This is a genomic window from Pseudoxanthomonas helianthi (genome assembly GCF_017939625.1).
Classification (GTDB): domain Bacteria; phylum Pseudomonadota; class Gammaproteobacteria; order Xanthomonadales; family Xanthomonadaceae; genus Pseudoxanthomonas_A; species Pseudoxanthomonas_A helianthi.
The window spans coordinates 755,497-779,384 of sequence record NZ_JAGKTC010000001.1 but is presented as its reverse complement, the minus strand read 5'-3'; the positions used below and the strand labels follow the sequence as shown (position 1 = coordinate 779,384).

The following is a 23,888-nucleotide window of genomic DNA, read 5'->3' as shown; positions in this document are numbered from 1 at the left end:
GGCGTTTATGGATGGACAGGGACTTGTCAGCATCGTTCGTGCCAATCGCAAGTCTTTGATGGAAAAGGGGTAAGCGCCGCTTTCGCAGTGTCCGCGTGTCCGCCCGGACAGTCGGCGGACACCGCGTGACCGGTCCATGTCCGCCTCGACGCTACAATCGCCGGCCAGACCAGGGAGTTTTCGGAACATGTGTGGAATCGTGGGTGCGATCGCCGATCGCGATGTGGTGCCGGTCCTGATCGAAGGCCTGAAGCGGCTGGAATACCGCGGTTACGACTCCGCCGGCATCGCCGTCATCAACGACCGCGACGTGCGCCGCGTGCGCCGCACCGGCCGGGTTTCGGAGATGGCCGACGCGGCCGCGGCCGAGGGTTTCGACGCCAGCCTCGGCATCGGCCATACCCGCTGGGCGACCCATGGCGGCGTCACCGAAGCCAACGCGCACCCGCACATCAGCCACGGCGTCGCCCTGGTCCACAACGGCATCATCGAGAACCACGAAGAACAGCGTGAGCGCTTGCGCGCGCTGGGCTACGTGTTCGAGTCGCAGACCGACACCGAAGTCATCGCCCACCTGATGCACTACCACCTCAAGCAGGGCGGCGACGACCTGCTGGCCGCGCTGCAGCACGTGGTCAAGGAACTGACCGGCGCCTACGCGCTGGCGGTGATCAGCCGCGCCGAGCCCGAGCGCATGGTCTGTGCCCGCATGGGCTGCCCGCTGCTGGTCGGCATCGGCGAAGGCGAGAACTTCATCGCCTCGGACGTCTCGGCCATCGTGCAGGCCACGCGCAAGGTGATCTTCCTCGAAGAAGGCGACACCGCCGAAGTCACCCGCGAATCGGTGCGGGTGTTCGGCGCGGACGACCAGCCGGCGCAACGCGAAGTGCACGTCTCCGACGTGTCGCTGGCCTCGCTGGAACTGGGCCCGTACCGCCACTTCATGCAGAAGGAAATCCACGAGCAGCCGCGCGCCATCGCCGATACCATCGAAGCGGCGGTCGAAAACGGCTTTTCGCCGGCGCTGTTCGGCGACAAGGCCGGCAGCGTGTTCGAGGACATCGAAGGCGTGCAGATCCTCGCCTGCGGCACCAGTTACTACGCCGGCATGACGGCGCGTTACTGGATCGAAGCGATTTCCGGCTTGCCGTGCAACGTGGAGATCGCCAGCGAATACCGCTACCGCGCCGCCTACGCCAATCCGAAGCACCTGGTCGTCACCATTTCGCAGTCGGGCGAAACCCTCGACACGATGGAGGCGCTGAAGTACGCCAAGCTGCTGGGCCACGCGCACACGCTGTCGATCTGCAACGTGCCCGAAAGCGCGATCCCGCGCGCCAGCGAACTGGTCTGCTACACCCGCGCCGGCGCCGAGATCGGCGTGGCCTCGACCAAGGCGTTCACCACCCAGCTGGCCGCGCTGTTCCAGCTGGCGGTGGTGCTGGGCAAGATCCGCGGCATGGTCGATGCGGAAGAGGAAGCGACTTACCTGGAAGCGCTGCGCCACCTGCCCGGCAGCGTGCAGCACGCGCTGAACCTGGAGCCGCAGATCGTGGCCTGGGCGGAACGTTTCGCGCCGAAGCAGAACGCCCTGTTCCTCGGCCGCGGCGTGCATTACCCGATCGCGCTGGAAGGCGCGTTGAAGCTCAAGGAAATCTCCTACATCCACGCCGAGGCCTATCCGGCCGGCGAACTCAAGCACGGCCCGCTCGCCCTAGTCGATGCGGCGATGCCGGTGGTGGTGATCGCCCCGAACGACGCGTTGCTGGAGAAGGTCAAGTCGAACATGCAGGAAGTGCGGGCGCGCGGCGGCGAGCTGTTCGTGTTCGCCGACCAGGACAGCAACTTCAGCGAATCCGAAGGCGTGCACGTGATCCGCACCCCGCGCCACACCGGCGTGCTCAGCCCGATCGTGCACACCATCCCGGTGCAGATGCTGGCCTACCACACCGCCTTGGCGCGCGGCACCGACGTGGACAAGCCGAGGAATCTGGCCAAGTCCGTTACCGTCGAATAGCGCGGGATGGAACATGGGCGGCTGGAGTGCCGTGGGTGCCACTGCCCTCCGGGTCGCAGCCGGAAGCATCCGCTGTCCCGCCGCTGTCCTTGAGCCGGACCAGTTTCCGGCGCGTATCCTCGCTGGAGGGCGCCAGCGCCAGGGCACGCCTGTAGCAGGCCATGGCCCGGGAAGCCGCGCCGCTCTGGACATAGGCATCCCCCAGGCTGTCGAAAGCGTTCGCGGAGCCGGGGTAATTCGCGATGTTCATTCGGAAGAAGCCGAGCGCATCGGCGGCGCGGCCGCTGCGCAGGGCGGCATAACCGCGGCCGTTGACGATGCCTTCGGGCGGGACGATGCGATAGCCATAACGACGCGATTGCTCCGCATAGAACGCGTCGGTTTTTTGCGGCGTGTCGTCCGTCGTCGGGGACAGCCAAGCCGGGAAAAGAAACTTCCAGGCATCGTAATAGGCCGCCACCGGGCCGCTGGCATGGGTTTCGTCCGGGTATTCCCGGTAGCGGAATGCCAGGCCGGAAGACGCATGCGCTTTCAACAAGCCATCGAAGCGCGCCAGCCCGTCGTGGAACTTCCCGCCTTCGCCGGAAATGCTCAGGAACAGTCGCTTGCCCGCCAGCCGGCCCGATCCCAGATACGGGCCGGCGCCGAGGATCAGCGATTCGTCGTCCCACCACAGCGAAGGGCTGATCGCGACATACGCGTCGAACATCCGCGGCTGCCGGAGCAGGGCGTGCACGGTCAGCAGGCCGCCTAGCGAATGGCCCGCCAATACCTTGAAGGGTGCGGTCCGGTAGTGGCGATCCACGTAAGGGACCAGCTCTTCGCCGAGGAACCTCAGGAAGATTTCGCCGCCACCCGAAGTTCGGGTCGGGGAAGACGGACCGGTGACGATCGGACTGTCGGGATCGGCGCGATCGGAATGGGTGGGCGTGAGATCGTGGAGCCGGTCGTAGCCGTTGGTATCGATGCCCACCACGATCATCTGCGGCATCGACAGGTTGATCTTCGATAGATAGTCGATCTGCCCCGCGACCAGCGGCAACTGGCGTTCGCCATCCAGCAGGTAAAGCACGGGAAAGGGACCGTTCTCGTTCGAACCCGTGCCCATGCGCGGCAGATAGACGGAAATCCTCCGGTCCTGGCCCAGGATGGCGGAATGGACGACCCGCGTTTCGGCGATGATCAGCGGATCGGCCGGCGGCTCGGCTGCGGTCGCTGCAGGGACCAGGCCAGCGGCGATGAAGCCGGCGATTGTCGAGAGATGACGCAGGTGCCTGACGAAACGTCGGACCGCCGGAATCGAGCGGCGGCAAACCGGTCCTGCATTCATCGCGAAGTCCCCGTGGGTTGCGTGTAGACCGGTTGGATGCCGGAACGACCGCCAGGGTTGCGGTCTTTTCCCGGCATGCCGGGCGTGCGGAGTGCCGCACTGGCGCGCGGTACCGACCTGGACCGAGGAACCTGGCGAAGAGCGTGACCGCCGAGTGATGTGGGGCGCGCGATGTCTGTTGATATCGAGCTGGATGGATGAGGTGTTCGTGTCGACCATCGATACGCCTGCCGAGGTGCCAGCGCCAGGCAGTCCCGATTCATCCCGTCAGGTTAGAATGCGGCATCCACAAGGAGACATTCCCGGACATGTGATAACGGCTATTTCCTCGAACGCCCGACCGTGACCTGCCGCAGAGCGGTGTGATGCCGGTCGTAACCGCCACGCGGCGCTTTGCCGCACGGTGCGTCCCTCGATGGAGACTGCCTCATGTCCGATGCGCATATCCGCGCTTCCGATCTCTTTTTTTCGTGGCCAGACGGCACGCCGGTGCTGGCCGACCTGACCTTCGCTTTCGGGCCCTCGCGGATTGGCCTGATGGCACCCAACGGCGCGGGCAAAAGCACGCTGCTGCGATTGATCGCCGGAGAACTGAGGCCGACTTCCGGCCTGCTTGAAGTGCGCGGCGCGCTCGCCTATCTCCCGCAAGGAATCGCACTGGACATGCGGTCGCCGGTGGCCAGCGTACTGGGCATCGAATCGCGGTTGGCAGCACTCGACGCCGTCGCCGAAGGTCGCGGCGAGCCTGCCGATTTCGAGCTGCTCGATGGCGAGTGGGACCTGCGCGAGCGGGTCGCGATAACGCTCGAGCAGGTCGGCTTGGCCGATGTGCCGCTGCACCGCCGCCTGGCCAGTTTGAGCGGGGGTGAAGCCACATCGCTCGCCCTGGCGGCGAAGCTGCTCCAACGGCCGGACATCCTGTTGCTGGACGAACCCACCAACCATCTGGACAGGGCACGACGACAGCGATTGGGCGAAGTGCTGGCCACGTGGCCGGGTTGCGTGGTGGTGGCCAGTCACGATCGCGAACTGCTGGATGGCATGGACCGGATCGTGGAGCTGCGATCGTCCGGGATCGGAGTATTTGGCGGCGGATTCGAGGCCTACCAACGTGCCGTCGAGATCGAACGCCAGGCGACCGAACAACGTCTGCGCCGGCTGCAAGGCGAAGTAGAGCGCGAACGACGCGAACGGCAGCAGGCGCATGAGCGTGCGGAGCGTCGCATGGGCAATGCGGCGAAGAATCTCGCGAAGTCGGGGTTGCCCCGGATCGTGGCGGGCAACCGCATGCGTACCGCGCAGGCATCCGCAGGCAAGGCCAGGAACGTCCACGGCGCGAGGCTGGAGGATGCCGCCGCACGCCTGCGCGAAGCCGCGCGTTCATTCCACGACATCGATCCCGTGGATTTCAGCCTTCCCGCCACACGCGTAGCTTCCGATCAGTTGTTGTTCTCGGGCAACGGGATCCGGGTCCACCGGGGTCGCCGGCGCTTGTTTGGCGAACATGGCCTTTCGTTGGCGATTCGCGGTCCCGAACGCATCGCCCTGACGGGGTCCAACGGCGTAGGCAAGACCACGCTGCTGAAGATCATCGCAGGGGCGCTGCGACCCGACGAAGGCGTGATCGAGAAAGATTGCAGCCGGGCGGCTTATCTGTCGCAACGCCTGGAGGGACCGGATCCATCGCTGTCCGCGTTGGATAACCTCGCCAGGTCCATTCCCGACATGCCACGGTCAGAACGGAGCCAACTGGTTGCCAGGTTGCAGTTGCGAGGCGATCGCATGCACCTGCCCCTCGGCTCGCTATCGGGAGGCGAACGCGTGCGCGTGGTCCTCGCCTGCTTGCTTCACGCCCGTCCGGCTCCCCAGCTACTTTTGCTGGACGAGCCGACCAATCACCTGGATCTGGATGCGGTCAGGCAACTCGAGCATGCGCTGGCGGCATACGCGGGCGCGATGGTCGTCGTCAGCCACGACGAGGCGTTCCTCCAAGCCCTTGTGCCCACCCGCAGGCTCGAACTGACTGCTGGCGAAATCCTGCGTCGTGGACGGGCGTGAATTCACAGCGCAACGACCCCCATCTGCTGCAGCAAGGTGAGATTGTCTTCGATGTGCCAATTCTCCGCGATGCGGCCGTCGGCGATGCGATAGATGTCGGTGGCGATGAAATCGATGACTTGGCCGGTTCCCGGTTGTCCGTTGAACCTGCCGGTGAAGTGGCCATTGAAATGCAGGTGCACGACCACCCGATCGCCCGCCACCACCATCTGCGCGATGCGACAGTTCAGGTCCGGGACCGCGGCGCGGAATGTTCTGGATGCGGCCAATGGTCCCGGTCGGCCTTGTGCACGTCCAGGCGGCAGGGTGCGGTCGACAAAATCGGAAGCCAACGCCTGCAGCGCGAGTGTTTCGTCGCCCGTAGACCAGAACGTGCCGTAGCGACGCGCAGCCAGTATCTGTGCCTCCTGCTGCGCTGCAGGAAGTTGCGTGTCGACGATGAGTGTTTGGGGCGACAGCAATTCGGTCGCATGCGAGATCGAGGGCACTGCCAAGGCGATGCATGCGGCGAAGGGGGCGAAGCGAGGATGGAGCGACATGAGGGATCTCCGGGGTGGTGCGGCGTCAGATCGCCGCCTCTCGAGCATGCTATTTCCTCCATTTTTCGAATAAATAGGCTTATGCTGGAATTACTTTCCGCGAAATAACGAAAATGGTGCGGCTGGACGACCTGCAGATATTCGTGCGTGCGGCTGAAACCGGGAGCTTTTCGGCTGCCGCGCGCGAACTGGACATCGCTCCGGCTCAGGCCAGTGCAGCGCTGCAGCGGTTGGAGCGCGCTTTGGGTGTCCGTCTTTTCGTGCGATCGACCCGGCGCATGCGCTTGTCGGAAGACGGCGAGCGCTACCTGCCGCATGCGCGCGCCGCGTTGTCGGCACTTGCCAGCGGAGAACAGGTGTTGAGCGAGGGCCGCGAGGAGATCGCTGGTGTCCTGAAGATCTCCGCACCGTCCGATCTGGGACGCAACGTGCTGTTGCCCTGGCTCGATGCATTTCAGGCACGGCATCCGCGGTTGACGCTGCAACTGCGAATCAGCGATCGAATGGCCGATTTGTTCCGGCAACCAGTCGATGTCGCTATCCGCTACGGGGTTCTCGAGGATTCCAGCCTGGTGTCGCTGGCACTGGCACCCGACAATCGTCGGGTGGTATGCGCGGCTCCGGCCTATCTGGCTCGGATGGGCGCTCCGGGCGTGCCTGCGGATCTCGGCAAGCACAATTGTCTGTGCTACGTCATGGACGATCATGTCCACGATCGATGGAGCTTCGAGTTGCCGAGTGGCGCCTGCAGCGTACGCGTGGGCGGCGATCGCATCAGTGACGATGCCGATGTGGTTCGGCGTTGGGCGCTTGCCGGGGCCGGTCTGATCTACAAATCCCGGGTGGATGTAATCCGCGACTTGAACGCGGGACGACTGGTGGAAGTCTTTCCATCCACTTGGGGGCAGCGGGCGCCGTTGCAAATGGTTTTCGCCCATCGCGCTTCGCTGACTACCAGCGTTCAGCACCTGCGCGATTTTCTCGCGGCGCAGTTGCGGGAGCTGATCGCCATATCATGAAAGGGACGGCAAGCCGCTTGGGCATCGCACGGAACATGGGTTGGTGGGAGCGGAAGGTGGGGCCGGCAGCGCGCTGCGAGAGTCACGACTACCGACCCCATGCTTCAATTATCGTTGCAATACCGGAGCCCTCCGTGGCCACGATCATTGCTCCTTCGCGAGCTGTCCGGTTTCAGTAAGCGGATCCGCCGGGCTGGGTGGAACTCAGCACACCCGCCTCGGCCGTGACCGTGTAGGTCGTTCCGCCCGCCGGTGTCCAATTCACGAGATCGAAACCGTCGCCCGCGGCGATGCGCGCGACGCCTACGTTGCGATAGGTCAACGGTTGCTTGGCGGCGCAAACCTGCGGCAAGCCCGGCGCCTGCAGGAAGTACACCTTGCCCGTGCCGACCACGCTCGCGTAACCGCCGTTGGCCACCAGCAGCGCGGTCGCTTCGTCGACGGCGATGCCGCGCGGTGCCGTGCTCCAGCCGTTGGCCGCCACGCGGCACAGGAAGGCGAGGTCGCGGCCCATGCGGTCGCGCGCAGCGAAATGCGGATCACCGATGATGCCCTGCAACGTTGACACCGCGGCGAAGTCGCGGTCGAAGGTCAGGTAGCGGTTGAACGGATCGGCCAGCGCCTGGCTGCTGGTCGCCCCCTGGCTGGCGTTCGCGCTGTAGACGAACTGAGTCAGCACGTTGAGGCCGGCACTGGTGCCCCCCACCGGCACGCCTTGCGCGATGCGCGCATTGAGCGTGGACTGCACCGGCGTGCCTTTCCAGTAGTTGATGTAGTTGGACTGGTCGCCGCCGGCGATCCACACCACCTCCGCCTTGGCGATGATCGCCGCCACGTCCGCATGGTTCGCAGCCGTCGCGTCCGGAATGATCAGCGTGGCGACCGAATTCGCACTCGGACACAAGCCCTGCACGTACGGGTTGTAGGCATCGGTGCCGGTGGCGCGGATGATCAGGAAGTCTCCATTGCCGCCCAGGTTGCATAGCCATTGGAAGGCGGCGTCGACATCGGTGCCGCCGCCCATCAGGACCGTGCCCGGCGTGGTGGCGCGCACGACATCGTTTGCGCTGCCGATGCGGACGTAGGTGTAGGGCGGGGCCTTGCCGGCCAGGGCGGACGTGGCCAGCACGGAAGCGAACAGGAACACCAGCAGACTGCGCATGGAACACCTCATCGTTGGGTGACAACAACCCAGACGATCCAGCTGCCCCGATCCCCCATGCGGTACGGCTGGAGCCCAGACCCTGCGAGTGGCCCTTGCCGGAAATCTCACTTACGCCTTCCCCCGGAACCTCGCGCAGGGCGCTATCGGGACGACGGCAACGGCACCTCGACCCCGTTCTTGATCACCCCGCGCACCTGGCGCAGGCATTCGATGTCGGCCAGCGGATCGCAGGCCACGGCGACCAGATCGGCGAACTTGCCGGGCGAGATGGAACCGAGTTCCTTTTCCTTGCCCAGCAGCGTCGCGGCATCGATCGTCGCGGAGCGCAACGCCTGCAGCGGGGTCATCCCGTACTTCACCATGTAGGCGAATTGGCGTGCATTGTCGCCATGCGGGTAGACGCCGGCATCGGTGCCGTAGGCGATGTGCACGCCGGCCTTCACCGCCTTGCGGAAGCCTTCGCGTTGCGCGTCGGTGGTTTCCAGGTTCTTGCGCAGGACTTCCTCGGACCAGCCCTCGGCGCGGCCGACCGTGTCTATGTAGTCGCCGTCGTAGATGTCGGCGACCAGCCACGTGCCGTGTCGCTTCATCAGCGCGATGCCTTCGTCGTCGATCAGCGAACCGTGTTCTATCGAACGCACGCCGGCGCGTACCGCGCGCTTGATGCCTTCGGCGCCGTGCGCGTGCGCGGCGACGGACACGCCGCGTTTCTTCGCCTCCTCGACCGCGGCGCGGATCTCGGCCTCGCTGTATTCCGGCGAACCCGGTTCGGTGCCGGCGGCCAGCACCGCGCCGGTCGCGATCACCTTGATCCAGTCGGCGCCATGGTCGATCACCGCATCGACGTGCTTGCGCACGTCGGCCTCGCCCCGCGACACGCCGCGGCGGAATTCCTCGGGCACGGTCACGCCGGCGGGCAGGCCGGTGATTTCGCCGCCGCCGCCGGGCACGGTGATGTATGCGCCGGCGACGAACATGCGCGGGCCGGGCACGAAACCGGCTTCGATCGCATCGCGCAGCGCCACGTCGGCGAAGCTGCGGTAGGCGCCGACGTCGCGCACCGTGGTGAAGCCGGCGCGCAGGGTGTCGGCGGCGTGTTTCGCGCCGATGAAAGCATCTCGTGCCGGGGTGCTCTTCAGCGGCGCACCCGGATCCGCGCTCTGGCCTTCGTCGGCCAGGTGCGTATGCATGTCCATCAGGCCGGGAACGACGGTGAACGCGGACCAGTCCACCCGCGGCGTTTCCGCGGATGCCGGACAGGCATCGCGGCAGACCTGCAGGACGCGTCCATCCTCGATCAGGATCTGCGGAGCGACGAGCACGCGGCCGGTTTCGACATCGACCAGGTGGCCAGCCCGGACCAGGAGTTGTCCGGCCAGGGCCTGGGCGGCGGGCAGGCAGGCCAGCAGGGCGAGGGTCGTCAGGCGCGTGCCGGATGTGGGCCGGCGGGAGGGTCTGCGGGGAGGCGTGTTTGCGCGCATGGCGGGCTTCCGGACGGGCCTCGATCATGCCATGGCCCCGTTCGCCGGAACGCGGGCGTAATCGGGAATTCTTCTGTTCGAAACCTCGGGGAGGCGCCCCTTTCAATCGTTAGGAATTGGTTATAGTTGCTGGACATCTTCCGTCGCCGAGGCAACGCTGCATGCGGTTCGAGTCGGTCATGCACAGGGGCGCAATCTCCGTCGCGAACGGAGCGTCCGTGTCGGGGGACCTCCCGGCATGACCACGGCGGCGGCGCCATCCGCGGACCTGCAGACCGCACTGGCCCACGCCTCGCGACTGCTCGCCAGCGATCCCGCGCTCGCCGCCGAGCAGGCCCACGAAATCATCAAGGTCGTCGGCGACCATCCGCAGGCGGTGCTGCTGCTCGGGATGGCGCGGGCGCGACAGGGCGACACCCGGCAGGCGCTGGAAATCCTGGAGCCGCTGGCCCGTTCGCAGCCGCACGTGGCGCCGGTGCAACTGGAATTGGGCATTGCGCTGGGCCATGCGGGGCGGGGCGACGAGGCGCTGGGCGCCTTGCGCCGCGCGGTCGCGTTGAAGCCCGACCTGCCGCAGGCGTGGCTGGTGCTGGCGGACCACCTCGGGGCCGCGGGCGATGACGAGGGTGCCGATGCGGCCTACGCGCAGCACGTGCGCCATTCCACCCGCGATCCCGATTTGCTGGCGGCCGCATCGGCCCTGGTCGAAGACCGCATTCCCGAGGCCGAACAGCGCCTGCGCGAACACCTCAAGCGCGCGCCCACCGACGTCGCCGCGATCCGCATGCTGGCCGAACTGGCCGCGCGGCTGGGTCGCTACGAGGACGCGGAGCACCTGCTCGCTCGCTGCCTGGAACTGGCACCGAATTTCCACGCCGCGCGGCAGAACTACGCGCTGGTGCTGTACCGGAGCAACCAGCCCGAACGCGCGCTGGCCGAAGCCGAGCGCCTGTTGAAGCAGCAACCGGGCAACGCGGCCGCGCGCAACCTCAAGGCCGTGGTGCTGTGCCGGATCGGCGACTACGAACCCGCCATCGCGATCTACCGCGAACTGCTCGAACAGTATCCGCAGCAGTCCCGCGCATGGCTGAGCTACGGCCACGCGCTGAAAACCGCCGGCTACCAGGACCAGGCCATCGCCGCGTATCGCCGCTGCGTCGAGCTGGAGCCGGGTTTTGGCGAAGCCTGGTGGAGCCTGGCCAACCTGAAGACCTTCCGCTTCGCCGCCGCCGACCTGGCGGCGATGCGCGCGCAGTTGCAGCGCACGGAACTGTCCGACGACGATCGGCTGCAACTGGAGTTCGCCGTCGGCAAGGCGCTGGAAGACGCCGGCGAATACGCGGATTCGTTCGCCCATTACGCGCGCGGCAACGCCGTGCGCCGTGCGCAGCTGCGTTACTCGGCCGACAACACCCATGCGCGGGTGCAGCGGATCAAACGCACCTACACCCGCGAATTCTTCGCCGCCCGCGAAGGCGCCGGCAGCGATGCGCCGGATCCGATCTTCATCGTCGGCCTGCCGCGCGCCGGCTCGACCCTGCTCGAGCAGATCCTTTCCAGCCACTCGCAGGTCGAAGGCACGATGGAGCTGCCGGAGATCACCTCGATCAGCCGCGACCTGCGCCTGCGTGGCGGCGGCGACAGCGACATGCCGTACCACGATGTCGTCGAGCGGCTCGACCGCGCGGAACTGCGCGCGCTGGGCGAGCAATACCTCGCCAACACGCGCGTGCAGCGCAAGGCCGGCACGCCGTTGTTCATCGACAAGATGCCGAACAACTTCATGCACATCGGCCTGATCCAGCTGATCCTGCCGAAGGCGAAGATCATCGATGCGCGCCGGCATCCGCTGGCCTGCGGCTTCTCCGGCTTCAAGCAGCATTTCGCCCGCGGCCAGGGCTTCAGCTACAGCCTCGACGACCTCGGCCGCTACTACCGCGATTACGTCGAACTGATGGCGCATTTCGACGAGGTCCTGCCCGGTCGGATGCATCGGGTGATCTACGAAACCATGGTCGTGGACACCGAAGCCGAAGTGCGCCGGCTGCTCGACTACTGCGGCCTGCCGTTCGAGGACGCATGCCTGCGCTTCTTCGAGAACGCGCGCCCGGTGCGCACCGCCAGTTCCGAACAGGTGCGCCAGCCGATCTACCGCGAGGGCGTCGACCACTGGCGCCATTACGAACCCTGGCTGTCGCCACTGAAATCCGCGCTGGGCCCCGTGCTCGACGCCTATCCCGCCGTACCCGCGTTTCCGTAGTCCGTTGCATTGCCCATCGCTGCCGCGCCTTCCCTCAATAAAACCAGCCACAAGGGGAACGAGATGTCCAAACCGAAACATCGCAACCGCAAGCCCGGACAGTTCGTCCGGTTGCCGCTCGCCGCGGCGATCTGCCTCGCCTGTACCACGCCCGCCTTCGCCCAGGAGGCCGCGCCGGCGCCCACCACCGAACAGAAGGCGGCCACCCTCGACACGGTCACCGTGACCGCGCAGAAGCGCACCGAGAACCTGCAGGAAGTGCCGATCAGCATCCAGGTGCTGGGCCAGGAGAAACTCAGCGAACTCAACATCACCAATTTCAAGGACTACGCCAAGTTCCTGCCCGGCGTGTCCTACGACACCGGCGAGGGCGGTTCATCGGTGCCGTACTTCCGCGGCGTGGCCAGCGGCGAGAACCAGAACCACTCGGGACCGCAGCCCAGCGTCGGCGTGTACGTCGACGAGCAGCCGGTGACCACCATCGGCGGCGCGCTGGACGTGCACATCTACGACATCGCGCGCATCGAGGCGCTCGCCGGCCCGCAAGGCACCCTGTACGGCGCCAGCTCGCAGGCCGGTACGCTGCGCATCATCACCAACAAGCCCGACCCCAGCGGCGAAGCCTCGGGCTACGCGGTGGAGGCCAATTCGGTCAGCCATGGCGGCACCGGCTATGCCATCGATGCCTTCGTCAACGTCCCCCTGTCGAAGAACGCCGCGATCCGCCTGGTCGGCTGGAAGGAATACGACGCCGGCTACATCGACAACGTCTTCGGCACCCGCACCTATCCGTCGTGGGACGCCGACAGCGGCGGCCACGGCACCATCAACAATGCCGCGCTGGCGAAGAAGGATTTCAACGACGTCGAAACCACCGGCGTGCGCGCGGCGCTGAAGATCGACCTGAACGACAACTGGTCGATCATGCCCACGCTGATGACCCAGCAGAAGAACGAGGACGGCAACTTCGCCGAAAGCCCGGACGTGGGCAAGCTGCAGACGCGCAAGTTCATCCCCGAGTACTTCGACGACCACTGGACCCAGGCCGCGCTGACCGTGCAGGGCAAGATCGGCAACTTCGACCTGACCTATGCCTACGCGCACCTCGACCGCGACGTCGACAGCGCCTCGGACTACAGCGACTACTCGTTCTGGTACGACTCGCTGTACGGGTCGGGCGCGTACTTCTGCACCAACCTGGACCTGGACAGCTTCACCTGCGCGCCGGGCACGGTCGTCGATTCGTCGCAATACATCATCGGCAAGGACGGCTATACCAAGGACAGCCACGAGCTGCGCATCTCCTCGCCGCAGGACCGGCGCGTGCGCTTCATCGCCGGCCTGTTCTGGCAGAACCAGAAGCACAACATCCTGCAGGACTACAAGATCGTCGGCGACTTCAGCGGCTTCGAGGTGACCGGTTGGCCCGACACGATCTGGCTGACCCAGCAGGTGCGCAAGGACCACGACGAGGCGGCGTTCGGCGAAATCTCGTTCGACGCCACCGACAAGCTGACCGCCACCGCCGGCATCCGCTTCTTCCGCTACAAGAACAGCCTGAAGGGCTTCTACGGCTATAACGACAACTGGAGCAGCAAGTACGGCGAGGCGCGCTGCTTCTCGGACGAGAAGTTCCGCGGCGCGCCCTGCGTCAACCTCGACCGCACCGTCGAGAAGAACGACCACATCGGCCGCTTCAACCTGACCTACAAGTTCAGCGACAAGGCCATGGTGTACGCCACCTGGTCCGAGGGCTACCGTCCGGGCGGCGTCAACCGCAGCAACGACCCGTCCAACCCGATCGCGCTGACCTACTTGCCCGACACGCTGACCAACTACGAGTTGGGCTGGAAGACCAGCTGGGCCGACAACCGCCTGATCTTCAACGGCGCCGTGTTCCGCGAAGATTGGGAGGACATGCAGTTCTCGTTCATCCCGCCGGGCAACGCCGGCCTGTCGGTGATCCGCAATGCCGGCAGCGCGCGCATCAACGGCTTCGAGACCGACCTGCTGTGGGCCGCGACCTACAACCTGCGCATTTCCAGCGGCTTCGCCTGGTACGACGCCAAGCTGACCTCGAACTACTGCGGCACCAACGACGACAACGGCAACCCGACCACGGTCTGCGACGATCCGCAGGCGCCCAAGGGGTCGCAGTTGCCGGTCACCGCGAAGGTCAAGGGCAACCTGACCGCGCGCTACACCTTCGATGTCGGCGAGTCGGAGTTCTACCTGCAGGGCGCGGCGGTCTACGAGGGCGAGCGCAAGTCCGCGCTGATCAAGTCCGACCAGGAAATCTTCGGCAACCTGCCGTCGTACTCGGTGCTGGACCTTTCGGCGGGAATCCGCCGTGGCAACTGGTCGCTGGATTTCTACATCAAGAACGCGACCGACGAGCACGCCGAGTTCGCCCGCTATACGCAATGCGCGGTCTGCTCGACGACGGGCACGCTGCCGGAGTTCCCGAACGGGCAGATCTACTCGATCGCCAACCAGCCGCGCACCATCGGCCTGCGCTTCTCGCAGGAGTTCTGACCGCCCAGTCTTCGGCTCCAGAAAAGCCCCGGCCCAGGCCGGGGCTTTTTTTCTGGGTGAAATCGGCCGCGCTGCCGGTCCCCTGTGCGCTTCGGATCATAAAGATCGGCAGACCTCCGGCCACATCCGTGAACCGGAAAATGGAAGGTGATGCGAATCACATCCGTCGACCCGGGGCGCGCCGGAGAATCCATGCGGGTCGCAGGTTCGCGATTCGATACGTCCGGTCAAACCCACGACGCGAGGATCCAGAATGGTTCGGTCAAGTTCGTGTTTGCCAAAAGCCTTTCGGTCCGTGCCTGCATAGCCGCGACACACGGATCTCTGCCGGAAGTCCTGCATAACCGGTAGCGAAGTTCCCTCGCCATCGCCGTCCATTGCCGTTCCGGAACGTGTCGCCCGACAGGCGATCGCGCGGGGAAGGTGCGGCCCATGGTTTCCCGCGATCGCACGCGGGTAGCGCCGGCCCTTTGTCCGTGCTTCTCCATCGGGGCGAACGGTTCGCCCCACTTGCGTCACCACCCGCTCGATTCCAGGAGTAACGAAGATGAGAAAGTGGCTCGCGTTTGCGGCAGCGATGCTGCCGTTGCTGTTCTGCACCGCCCCGGCGTTCGCCGACCAGACCGGCTATTGTCCCAAGCCCACCGAGCAGTGGTGCCTGGCCAACGGCTATTCGAAGTACGGCCAATGCACCAGCGCGTGGGACCAGGGCAAGTTCTGCCTGGGCGCCGCGCGTACCCAGACCTTCGTGGAGACGATCAAGCGCGACGTCGATGGCGTGCGCCTGCAGGTCACCACGCCGCAGAACGAGATGCAGCCGACCGGTTACCACGTCGCGCCCGGTGCGCTGCTGCGGATCAAGGTCACGCTGAAAAAGGGCGCCGACCTGCCGATCCTGGTCGTCGGCACCCCGCACCGCGACACGGTCCGGCCTTCGCGCACCTTCTATCCGCTGGTCGAAGGCGAGAACCTCATCAACGCGCAGACCGACGGCGTCGACGTGGCCGGCAGCCCGTTCAACGACACCTGGGGCGGCACCGCGTACATCCAGTACACCTCGGCGACGCCGGACAGCGTGGCGGACATCGAGTTCTCCGACGGTTTCAAGCGGGTCCCGTACTTCGTGACGCGGAAGACGACCCACGCGCAATACCTGCAGATGTTCGACGTGTTCGACGACGTCGAAGACGTGATGATGGTCTGCGACCGCGCGATGTTCACCATGCGCCGGGTCGAAGACGTGCTTGCGCGCAACCTGCAGCAGTACGACCAGCAGCTGATGTGCGATGCGCTGGACCTGGTGGTGGAGGAATCCGAGGCCATCAGCGGGATCGACGGCTCCGCGCCCGAGCACATGCCGCGCGGCAACCGGCTGCTGATTTCGGTGCGCACTTCCGGAGGCAATCCTTCGTCATGGACAGGCGCCATCACCCTGCCGCCCAGTTACCTGGTGCGCGTGGCCGATCCGGCGATGCTGACCGGCGCCAACGGCTGGGGGCCGTGGCACGAAGTGGGCCACACCCACCAGCAGACGGCATGGAAGTGGTCCGCGGTGACCGAGAGCACCGTCAACATCTACTCGCTGGCGGTGGAGCGGGCCTTCGGCGTGAGTCCGCCGCGCCTGGTGCGCGACAACCAGTGGCCCGGCATCTGGGCGTTCCTGGCCTTGCCCGACGGCCAGCGCAACTACAACGCTTCGACCACCTCGAACTACGTGCGCCTCGGCATGTTCCAGCAGCTGTGGCTGGCCTTCGGCGACCGGTTCTATCGCGACCTGCACAAGCTGACGCGTGTCGAACGACCGGTCGCCGGCGGCGATGCGGAGCGGATGCGCTACTTCATGCTGAAGTCGTGCGAGGTATCGGGCAAGGACCTGAGCGGTTTCTTCCGCAAGTGGGGCCTGCCGGTATCGCAGAGCGTGTACGACGAAATCGCCGCGCTCGGCCTGCCGGCGCCGACGGTCGATCCGGCCACGCTGCACGATTGATCCATGGCGTCGCCACGAGGGCCCGGAGCTGCCGGGCCCTCGTGTTCCTGTTTCGGACCCGAGCCTTCAGTCGCCGGTACGGGAAGCCGCGATCACGGACCGGATCGCGTCCGCCACCGCCTTCGGGTCTTCACGATGGATGTTGTGCCCGGTGGCGAAGTATTGGTGGGTGCCGCGGGAAAAACCGGCGAACAATGCCGCGTGCTGCCGTTTCCACAACGCCTTGCCTTGTGGCGTTTCCTCGAAGACGAAGGGCTCGGCCGCCACTTGCGTCGAAGTGAGCAGGGCTACCGGCACGTCCGGCAGGGGCCGCGGCGCCGCGGTCGCCGCGCTGTCCAGCTGGGCGATCAGCAGTTTGTAGTCTTCCGCCATGTTGGGGGGCAGCATCGACAGCAGCGCTTTGTCGTCGGCCAGCACGCGTTCGCCATCCGCTTGCTTGAAGGCATGGCGCTGGTCCATGGTCGCCGGGTCGACGAGTACGAGACCCTGGACACGCTCGGGATGCGCACGCGCGAACTCGGTAGCCAGCAGGCCGCCGTACGAGTGCCCCACCAGGATCACCTTCCGGTCCGGCGCAAGCGTATCCATCACGGCGGCCAGGTCCTGCAGGTGCTGCTCGATGGTCTTCGGCTTTCCGTCCGTTCCCGATTTGCCCAATCCCGCACGTGCGTAAGCGATGCACCGGCATTCGTTGCCAAGGTCGGCGACGACGTCCTTCCACGTGCCCGCAGCCTGGCCGAAACCGGATTCGAAAACGACGGCGACCGCCCCCTGGCCCTGCCGCTCCGCCTGCAGGCTGTAACCCTTGCGGTTCACCTGCACTTCGTCCGCGTGGACCATCGAAGCCAAGATCAAACCCATCGACAACATCCAGCCCTTCAGCAACGACGACTTGAGCACGCGTGTTTCCCCATCGAATAGATGCATGGACTGTAATCGAGCGGCTAGATCGGGAGAAGGACACCGACGGCCCTTTACCGACACCGCCTTGCGGTGATAGCGCTTGCCGGGCGCGAAGCACGGGCAGCGTTTCAGGGCGAGGGTCAATCCGGCGCCGAGGAACGATCCGGACGTTCCGCCTGTCGCGAGGCCTGCCATGCAGCGCATGTCGCAGCCCTCGAGGGTGCTGCCCCTCCGGACGAGGCGAGAGCGTCCGGTTGCAACACGCAGCGGTAGTGGCACCATAAGCGCATGTCAGAGGCCCCTGTCCTTGATCTTGCGAGCCTTCGCCGGGGTTGCGCATTCTGCTCGCTGCAGCAGCTATGCCTGCCGGCGGGCATCAATGCGCAGGAACTGCAACGGCTGGACGAGATCGTGCGCCGGAGCCGGCCGGTGGAGCGCGGCGAACGGCTGTATCGCCTGGGCGATCCTTTGACCGCGGTCTACGTGGCCCGCGACGGGGCGTTCAAGACCATCAGCATCAGCGAGGAGGGCGAGGAACAGGTCCTCGGCTTCCACCTGCCGGGCGAACTGATCGGACTGGATGCGCTGGGCGCGGGAGCGCATCGCTGCGAAGCGGTCGCGCTGGCCACGTCGAACGTGTGCGAAGTGCCGTTCAACCAGCTCGCCAGCGTCGCCGCGCAATTGCCGTCGCTGCAACAACAGCTTTTGAAGGTCATCGGCAAGAGCGTCGACCGCGACCAGGACCATCTCGGCATGCTGGTGCGCCGGCAGGCGGGCGAACGCATCGCGCTGTTCCTGCACGGCTTGTCCGAGCGTTACCGCAACATCGGCCATTCGCCGACCCAGTTCAAGCTGCCGATGAGCCGCGAGGATATCGCGCGCTACCTCGGCTTGGCGCTGGAAACGGTCAGTCGCGGGTTCACCCGCCTGCAGGAGGATGGCGTCATCGAGGTGGTCGGCCGGCGCATCGACATCCGCGACATCGCCGAACTCGACCGGCTCGCGCACAGCGCCGAAAACGACGAACCGCGCCGTCGCGGCCGCGCCTGAGCGGATTCGCCCGGATTCGAAAAGCTTCCGTCGTGGGAGCGACGTCAGTCGCGATGCTTTTACTCATTCGATGCGAAGAGCATCGCGACTGACGTCGCTCCCACAACGAGTTCCGTCCCGCCTCGGATTCCATCACGCCGGCAAGCTACGGCAGCCCAGCGCCGCGAGCACGCCGTGCAAGGCGGGGGCGTGCATCAGCCACGGCGCTGTCAGGGTCAGCACTCCGGCGAGCAATACGCACAGGCCCATCGCGGTACGCCAGCCGCCGCGTTGCAGGCGCTGGCCGAAACGCGCGCCGGCCCAGGTCAGCGGCAGCATCACCGGCAAGGTGCCCAGCCCGAATGCGGCCATGGTCAACGCGCCATGCGCTGCGCTGGCCTGCAGCCAGGCCGCGGCCAGCAGAGTGGTGCTGAGGCCGCACGGCATCCAGCCCCACAGCATGCCCAGGGCGATGCGCTTGCCCGCGCTGTCCGCGGGCAGCAGGCGCTGTTGCAAGGGGCGCAGCCAGCGCCACAGGCCCGCGCCGGGCATGCCGAGGAAGGCGAAACGGCCGCGCCGGTCCAGCAGGCGCAGTGCGGCGACGATCAGCACCAGCCCGACGGCGGCGCGCAACGCCACGGCGAGATGAGGCAGCCGCGCGATGTCGAGCAGGCCATGGCCCACGCCGCCGACGATGGCGCCGGCCAGTGCGTAGCCGCCCATCCGGCCCAGGTTGGGTTGCAACGCAACCCACCAGCCGCCGCGTTGCCGCGTCGAGAATCCGGTCGCGATGCCGCCGCACATCGCCGCGCAGTGCGCGCCGCCGAGCAGGCCGCTGAGCAATGCGCCGCCGAGCACCAGTCCGTCAAGCGGCATCGCCGGACCCCGTGCGTCCCGGCGTTGCGGATTCCTCGTCGTCGACCAGGATGTCGAGCGCGGGCGTATCCAGGTCGTCGAACTGGCCGCGTTTCACCGCCCAGGCGAACGCGCCGATGGCCAGCGCCAGCAGCAGCAGGCTCAACGGCACCAGCAGCAACAGGATGCTCATGCGCGATCCTCCGTTCGGTCCATGGCGTCGTGCCCATCCGCGGGCATGCGCGCCAGCCGCAGCGCATTCAAGGTCACCACGAGCGACGACAGGGTCATGCCCAACGCCGCCAGCCAGGGCGTCACCAAGCCCATCGCCGCCAGCGGCAGCGCCAGCAGGTTGTAGCCGATCGCCCAGGCGAAATTCTGCCGGACCACGCGGCGCGTGCGCCGGGCCAGGGCGATCGCCGCGGGAATGCGCGCCAGCGATGGCGCGGTCAGCACCAGGTCGGCCGCGCGTTGCGCCAGCGCGGCGCCTTCGCCCAACGCGATCGATACGTCCGCGCCGGCCAGCACCGGCGCATCGTTGATGCCGTCGCCGACCATCGCCACGTGGCGGCCCTCGCGCTGCAGCTCGCGAACGAAGGCCAGCTTGTCTTCCGGCGCCTGCCGCGCGCGTGCGCCGGCGATGCCCAGCCGTGCGGCGAACCGCTGCACTGCGCCGGCCGCATCGCCGCTCGACAGGTGTACGGCGACTCCGGTTTCGCGCAGGGCCTGCAAGGCCGCACCGGCGCCGGTGCGTTCGCTTTCGCGGACTTCGAAGCGAGCGAACGCGCGCAGCCCATTGCCGAGCCACAGCGCGCCGTCATCGACGCCCACGCAGGCGAAATCGGCGCGCCCCAGCCGCCATTCGCGTCCGTCCACGCGCCCGGCGATGCCTTGTCCGGGATGCGCGACGACGTCTTCGGCCACGCTCGTGGGCGTCGCCTGGGCGATGCCGGGGCGGAACGCCTGCGCCAGCGGATGCCCGCTGTCGCGCTCCAGCGCGCGGGCGATGCGCAAGGCCTCGGCTTCGCGGAAATCGCCGAAAACCTGCATGCGCTCGAGCCGCGGCCGGCCGTCGCCCAGCGTGCCGGTCTTGTCGAACACGATGTCGTCGATGCGTGCCAGTCGCTCCAGTGCATCGGCGCGCAGCGGCAACACGCCCAGCTTCGCCAGGCTGCCATTGGCCGCGGCCAGCGCCGCCGGTATCGCCAGCGACAGTGCGCAGGGGCAGCTGACGACCAGCAATGCCAGCGTCACCTCGAATGCCCGCGATGGCTCATGGGCGCGCCAGCCGAAATACACCAGCACCGCCGCGGCCAGCAACGCCATCACGAACCCCGTCGCGACCCGGTCGGCGCTGCGCGCCAGCGCGGGACGGTGCGCCTGCGCGCGTTCGACCAGTTGCGCCAACTGCGCCAGCCGCGTCGCGGTGCCGGTGGCCACCACTCGCAGCCGCGCGGGCCGCTCGCGGCAGACCGTCCCGGCGAACACCGCGTCGCCGGAAGTCTTGCGCACCGCCTGCGATTCGCCGGTCAGCAGCGCTTCCTCGAAGCGGCCTTCGGCATCGAGCAGCACGCCGTCGGCCGGCACTGCTTCGCCGATGGCGACGCAGGCGATGTCGCCGGCGGCGAGCATCGCCGCGGCCACCTGTTCGCGCGTGCCGTCCTCGAGTTCGCGCAGCGCGAAGGCCGGACGCGCCCGCGCCAGCGCGTCGACCCGCGCGACGGACAGGCTGCGCGCGCGCTGTTCCAGCATGCGCGCGACCAACAGCAGGAACACGAACATTACCGCGGCGTCGTACCAGACCTGCGGACCGCCGCGCACGGTTTCCACCACGCTGGCGAACCAGGCCAGCAGGGTCGAAGTGGCGACCAAGGTGTCCATGCCGAGCCGGCCGTGGCGCAGCTCGCGCGCGCAACCGGCGAGGAACGGCCAGCCCGCGTAGAACACCACCGGCGTGGACACGAGGAAGGCGATCCAGCGCAGGAAGTCGCGCATCGCATGCGACATCGTGGCATTGGTATCGAGGTACAGCGCTTCGGCGAACATCATCGCCTGCATCGCGCCCAGCCCGGCCACGCCCAGGCGCAGCAGCCAGCGGTTGCGTTCGGCGCGGCGTTCGCGTTCGCTGGCGTCGCCGGTAGCCAGGTAGGGGCGATAGCCGAGCGCGAGCAGGCGCCGCAGCGGCGCCGACAGCGCGGTGCGCGCAGGATCCCAGGCGATGCGCACGCGCCCGGTGACCGCATTGGCGGCGACTTCCAGTACACCCGGTTCGCGGCTCAGCGCGCGGTCGATCAACCAGGCGCAGGCCGCGCAGCGCATGCCATCGGCGAGCAGGGTCAGCTCGCGTCCACCGGGCACCGCACGTGCGTGCCCGGCCAGCGTTTCTTCGCGGTCCCACAACGCCAGGTCGGCGTCGTCCCCGGTCACGCGCGTCGAGGGACCGTTGCGCAGGCGATAGTAGTCGTCGAGTTTCGCGTCGCGCAGCCATTGCGCGGCGGCCGCGCAGCCGTCGCAACAGAAAACCCGTTCGGCGCCGTCCACGCGCAGGCGCGCCGGCGCGGCGGGCAGGGCTTCGCCGCAATGGAAGCAGCCGGATTCGACGGCCTGCGGCGAATCCACTGGGGCGACGGCGAACGTGGCGTCCATCGCGCCTACTCGCCGAGCGCCGGATGCAGGTAGACGGCTTGCCGCCGCGCGGTCCAGCGACCCTGCAGGCGCCAAGCGCCGTCGAGCGGTTGCAGTTGCACGTTCCAGTCGTGGTCCAGCGCGAACGCGTCGTCGCTGCGCCAGCCGGTTGCGCTCGGCGCCAGCCGAAGCGTGCGGTCGAGGTCGGCGCGCGCAGGATGGCGCAACGAGAGCTGCAGCGCGGCCGTGCGGTCGAACTCGCCCTCCACCGGCAGCACGTCGATGCCGCTGCCGTCGCTGCGGACCACCGCGCTGAGCCGCAGCGCACGCGCTTGCGCATCCGGACCGAGATCGGCGACCTGCACCTGCGCGGTGCGTTGCACGCGGTCGGCGACGCTGTCGTTGTTGCCCGACGAACGCGCAGCCACCGCCAGCAGGGCGAAGGTGGCGAAGACCGCGGCGGCGGGAATCGCCGCCACCAGCCAGACCATCGGCTCGCGCCACGCGCTGCGCTTCGTCGTTTCGCGTTCGCCGGCATTCATGGCATCGGTCCGAAGAAGCTGCTTTCGACTTCCTTGCGCACGCTGCCGTCGGCGTCTGCGACGACGAACTCGATCTTGCGCCGGCCATGGGTGCCGGCCGGCGCGAGCACGGTGACCGGCACCGAAGCCACGTCCCCGGCGGCCACGGCGACGCTGCGCGGCGCGCGCAGGACCAGGCGGTTATCGTCGTCCCGCTCCAGGTCGATGCTGTAACGCTGCGCACGCTCGGTCTTGTTGACCAGCTTCAGCGTGTAGCCGTTCTCGACGCCCTCGGCGGTTTCCCGGTACAGCGCGTTGCGATCGCGCAAGGCCTCGGCGATCAGCGGCGTGCGCGTGGATACGCCCCAGGCGAATGCGCACAGCAGCGCCAGCAGCAACGTGCCATAGACCAGGATGCGCGGGCGCAGCACGCGGGTGGGCTTGCCGTCCAGCGCGTTCTGCGTGGTGTAGCGGATCAGCCCCTTCGGGTAGCCGACCTTGGCCATGACCTCGTCGCAGGCGTCGATGCAGGCGCCGCAGGCGATGCATTCGTACTGCAGGCCATTGCGGATGTCGATGCCGACCGGGCAGACCTGCACGCAGATCGTGCAGTCGATGCAGTCGCCCAGCTGTTCCGGCGCGAACTTCGGCAACGGCTCGGCCGCGTCGCGGTCGAAGGTGATGGTGCCCTTGGCGTGCACGCGGTTGTCGGCGGCGGAGGGATGCCGGCTGGCGCGGAACACGTAGTCGTAGGCGGCGAACTGTTCGAGCAGGCCGCGTCCGCGCTCGAGCACGCTGCCCAGCCCGCGCTTGCGCGGGCCGCGCGGCTCGCCGCGCATCGGGTCGTAGGCGATCAGCAGGGTATTGCGGTCGAACATCGCGCTCTGGAAGCGCGCGTACGGACACATGTACTTGCACACCTGCTCGCGCAGAAACCCGGCGTTGCCCCAGGTCGCGAACGCGTAGAACAGGATCCAGAACGTTTCCCATCCGCCCAGCGAGAACGGCAATCGCGTGGCCAATTCGCGGATCGGGGTGAAGAATCCGACGAAGGTGAAGCCGGTCCACAGCGCGAACCCGAGCCACAGCGCGTGCTTGCCGCCCTTGCGCAGCAGCTTGTTCGCGGACCATGGCGCCGCGTCCAGCTTGATCCGCGCGTTGCGGTCGCCTTCGGTCCAGCGCTCCATCCACAGGAAGGTCTCGGTCCACACCGTCTGCGGGCAGGCGTAGCCGCACCACAGGCGGCCGGCCAGCGCGGTGAAGAAGAACAGCGACACCCCGGCGATGATCAGCAGCAGGGCCAGCAGCGGGAAATCCTGCGGCCAGAAGGTCAGGCCGAACACGTGGAACTTGCGCGCCGGCAGGTCGAACAGCACCGCCTGGCGACCGTCCCAGCGCAGCCAGGGGAAGGCGTAGAACATGCCCAGCAGCCAGACCACCGCCGCGATGCGCAGGCGGTCGTAGCGGCCGCTGACGTCGCGTGGGTAGACCTTGCGTTCGCTGACGTAGAACGAACCTTCGTCCCCCGTCAGCGCGATATCGATGGATCTGTTCTTCACCGTCC

At 67.1% G+C, this 23,888-nt stretch carries 17 protein-coding genes; 7 read left to right on the top strand and 10 right to left on the bottom strand.

Annotation, left to right across the window (positions count from 1 at the left end; all coding sequences use genetic code 11):
- Positions 1 to 187 precede the first annotated feature (187 nt).
- Entirely contained in the window at positions 188 to 2,017 is a 1,830-nt protein-coding gene (glmS, locus tag J5837_RS03590) for a glutamine--fructose-6-phosphate transaminase (isomerizing) (RefSeq protein WP_210535341.1), read from the top strand.
- Here glmS and J5837_RS03585 read toward each other — a convergent pair.
- Complete coding sequence (locus tag J5837_RS03585; protein ID WP_210535340.1) at positions 2,004 to 3,566, bottom strand: alpha/beta hydrolase-fold protein; 1,563 nt, start codon at positions 3,564 to 3,566, stop codon at positions 2,004 to 2,006. The two genes, glmS and J5837_RS03585, sit on opposite strands and share 14 nt — an antisense overlap.
- Before the next feature lie 210 nt (positions 3,567 to 3,776).
- Between J5837_RS03585 and J5837_RS03580 the strand changes: the two genes are divergently transcribed.
- A complete protein-coding gene (locus J5837_RS03580) occupies positions 3,777 to 5,405 on the top strand; it encodes an ABC-F family ATP-binding cassette domain-containing protein (RefSeq protein WP_210535339.1) in 1,629 nt (542 codons plus the stop codon).
- A gap of 2 nt (positions 5,406 to 5,407) precedes the next feature.
- Here J5837_RS03580 and J5837_RS03575 read toward each other — a convergent pair whose 3' ends face one another.
- The gene (locus J5837_RS03575) at positions 5,408 to 5,893 is read right to left on the bottom strand and encodes an ester cyclase (RefSeq protein WP_342345516.1); all 486 of its coding nucleotides are present in this window, start codon (positions 5,891 to 5,893) and stop codon (positions 5,408 to 5,410) included.
- Positions 5,894 to 6,057: 164 nt separating this feature from the next.
- Here J5837_RS03575 and J5837_RS03570 point away from each other — a divergent pair, with 164 nt between their 5' ends.
- The gene (locus J5837_RS03570; RefSeq protein WP_210535338.1) at positions 6,058 to 6,963 is read left to right on the top strand and encodes a LysR family transcriptional regulator; all 906 of its coding nucleotides are present in this window, start codon (positions 6,058 to 6,060) and stop codon (positions 6,961 to 6,963) included.
- 172 nt (positions 6,964 to 7,135) lie between these two features.
- On the opposite strand, the gene J5837_RS03565 is transcribed toward J5837_RS03570, so the two are convergent.
- Entirely contained in the window at positions 7,136 to 8,125 is a 990-nt protein-coding gene (locus tag J5837_RS03565) for a cyanophycinase (RefSeq protein WP_210535337.1), read from the bottom strand.
- Between the two features lie 143 nt (positions 8,126 to 8,268).
- Positions 8,269 to 9,609 carry a Xaa-Pro dipeptidase gene (locus J5837_RS03560; RefSeq protein ID WP_210535336.1) on the bottom strand — a complete coding sequence of 447 codons (1,341 nt, stop codon included), beginning with the start codon at positions 9,607 to 9,609 and terminating at the stop codon, positions 8,269 to 8,271.
- Between the two features lie 238 nt (positions 9,610 to 9,847).
- On the opposite strand from J5837_RS03560, the gene J5837_RS03555 reads away from it, so the two are divergent.
- The 3 genes from J5837_RS03555 to J5837_RS03545 all read left to right on the top strand — a co-directional run bounded on the left by J5837_RS03555 (position 9,848) and on the right by J5837_RS03545 (position 16,391).
- On the top strand, positions 9,848 to 11,869 hold the full coding sequence (locus J5837_RS03555; RefSeq protein WP_210535335.1) for a tetratricopeptide repeat-containing sulfotransferase family protein: 2,022 nt from the start codon (positions 9,848 to 9,850) through the stop codon (positions 11,867 to 11,869).
- Positions 11,870 to 11,932: 63 nt separating this feature from the next.
- Positions 11,933 to 14,404 (top strand): TonB-dependent receptor, encoded by a 2,472-nt coding sequence (locus tag J5837_RS03550; RefSeq protein ID WP_210535334.1) that lies wholly within the window; start codon positions 11,933 to 11,935, stop codon positions 14,402 to 14,404.
- A gap of 547 nt (positions 14,405 to 14,951) precedes the next feature.
- Entirely contained in the window at positions 14,952 to 16,391 is a 1,440-nt protein-coding gene (locus J5837_RS03545) for a M60 family metallopeptidase (protein WP_210535333.1), read from the top strand.
- A gap of 66 nt (positions 16,392 to 16,457) precedes the next feature.
- On the opposite strand, the gene J5837_RS03540 is transcribed toward J5837_RS03545, so the two are convergent.
- Entirely contained in the window at positions 16,458 to 17,576 is a 1,119-nt protein-coding gene (locus tag J5837_RS03540) for an alpha/beta fold hydrolase (protein ID WP_342345497.1), read from the bottom strand.
- Between the two features lie 6 nt (positions 17,577 to 17,582).
- On the opposite strand from J5837_RS03540, the gene fnr reads away from it, so the two are divergent.
- On the top strand, positions 17,583 to 18,344 hold the full coding sequence (gene fnr / locus J5837_RS03535; RefSeq protein WP_210535332.1) for a fumarate/nitrate reduction transcriptional regulator Fnr: 762 nt from the start codon (positions 17,583 to 17,585) through the stop codon (positions 18,342 to 18,344).
- 132 nt (positions 18,345 to 18,476) lie between these two features.
- Here fnr and J5837_RS03530 read toward each other — a convergent pair whose 3' ends face one another.
- The 5 genes from J5837_RS03530 to J5837_RS03510 are packed head-to-tail and all read right to left on the bottom strand — an operon-like array spanning position 18,477 to position 23,883.
- On the bottom strand, positions 18,477 to 19,199 hold the full coding sequence (locus J5837_RS03530; RefSeq protein ID WP_210535331.1) for a sulfite exporter TauE/SafE family protein: 723 nt from the start codon (positions 19,197 to 19,199) through the stop codon (positions 18,477 to 18,479).
- Positions 19,189 to 19,371, bottom strand: a complete 183-nt coding sequence (ccoS, locus tag J5837_RS03525) for a cbb3-type cytochrome oxidase assembly protein CcoS (protein ID WP_210535330.1) — start codon at positions 19,369 to 19,371, stop codon at positions 19,189 to 19,191. Before ccoS ends, J5837_RS03530 begins: the two co-directional genes overlap by 11 nt.
- On the bottom strand, positions 19,368 to 21,824 hold the full coding sequence (locus J5837_RS03520; protein WP_210535329.1) for a heavy metal translocating P-type ATPase: 2,457 nt from the start codon (positions 21,822 to 21,824) through the stop codon (positions 19,368 to 19,370). Before J5837_RS03520 ends, ccoS begins: the two co-directional genes overlap by 4 nt.
- A 5-nt stretch (positions 21,825 to 21,829) precedes the next feature.
- On the bottom strand, positions 21,830 to 22,345 hold the full coding sequence (locus tag J5837_RS03515; RefSeq protein ID WP_210535328.1) for a FixH family protein: 516 nt from the start codon (positions 22,343 to 22,345) through the stop codon (positions 21,830 to 21,832).
- The gene (locus tag J5837_RS03510; RefSeq protein WP_342345496.1) at positions 22,342 to 23,883 is read right to left on the bottom strand and encodes a 4Fe-4S dicluster domain-containing protein; all 1,542 of its coding nucleotides are present in this window, start codon (positions 23,881 to 23,883) and stop codon (positions 22,342 to 22,344) included. Before J5837_RS03510 ends, J5837_RS03515 begins: the two co-directional genes overlap by 4 nt.
- Between the last annotated feature and the right edge of the window lie 5 nt (positions 23,884 to 23,888).